Origin of the sequence: Paraferrimonas sedimenticola (genome assembly GCF_002282855.1) — a bacterium.
In the GTDB taxonomy this organism is placed as follows: domain Bacteria; phylum Pseudomonadota; class Gammaproteobacteria; order Enterobacterales; family Shewanellaceae; genus Paraferrimonas; species Paraferrimonas sedimenticola.
Genome location: NZ_NRIR01000021.1, coordinates 1 through 1,178, shown reverse-complemented (window position 1 = coordinate 1,178; position 1,178 = coordinate 1). Strand labels below are relative to the sequence as shown.

At 49.9% G+C, this 1,178-nt stretch carries 1 rRNA gene; it reads right to left on the bottom strand.

What is annotated here, in order from left to right:
• Positions 1-1,158, bottom strand: a 23S ribosomal RNA gene (locus CLC93_RS17555); the annotation flags it as partial.
• Positions 1,159-1,178 lie beyond the last annotated feature (20 nt).

Here is a 1,178-nt window from a genome sequence, read left to right as displayed (position 1 = left end):
CTATGCATCCGTAGCTTCGGTGGTATGTTTAGCCCCGTTACATCTTCCGCGCAGGCCGACTCGACTAGTGAGCTATTACGCTTTCTTTAAATGATGGCTGCTTCTAAGCCAACATCCTAGCTGTCTAAGCCTTCCCACATCGTTTCCCACTTAACATACACTTTGGGACCTTAGCTGACGGTCTGGGTTGTTTCCCTTTCCACGACGGACGTTAGCACCCGCCGTGTGTCTCCCGCGATTGCACTCATTGGTATTCGGAGTTTGCAAAGGGTTGGTAAGTCGGGATGACCCCCTAGCCTTAACAGTGCTCTACCCCCAATGGTGAGACGCGAGGCGCTACCTAAATAGCTTTCGAGGAGAACCAGCTATCTCCCGGTTTGATTGGCCTTTCACCCCTATCCACAAGTCATCCGCTAATTTTTCAACATTAGTCGGTTCGGTCCTCCAGTACCTGTTACGGCACCTTCAACCTGCCCATGGATAGATCACCGGGTTTCGGGTCTACGCCTTGCAACTGGACGCCCAGTTAAGACTCGATTTCTCTACGGCTCCCCTATCGGTTAACCTTGCTACAAAACGTAAGTCGCTGACCCATTATACAAAAGGTACGCAGTCACGGTCACAAGTACCGCTCCCACTGCTTGTACGTATACGGTTTCAGGTTCTATTTCACTCCCCTCACAGGGGTTCTTTTCGCCTTTCCCTCACGGTACTGGTTCACTATCGGTCAATCAGGAGTATTTAGCCTTGGAGGATGGTCCCCCCATATTCAGACAAGATATCACGTGTCCCGTCCTACTCGATTTCACACTAAGGTCGTTTTCATGTACGGGGCTATCACCCTGTATCGCCAAGCTTTCCAACTTGTTCCACTAACTTCCAAAGTACTTAAGGGCTAATCCCCGTTCGCTCGCCGCTACTAGGGGAATCTCGGTTGATTTCTTTTCCTCCGGGTACTTAGATGTTTCAGTTCCCCGGGTTCGCCTCTTTAACCTATGTATTCAGTTAAAGATACTGACTTATGTCAGTGGGTTTCCCCATTCGGAAATTCGTGAGTCAAAGTCTCTTACCGACTCGTCACGACTTATCGCAGGTTAGCACGTCCTTCATCGCCTCTGATTGCCTAGGCATCCACCGTATACGCTTAGTCACTTAACCATACAACCCACATGGGTCTG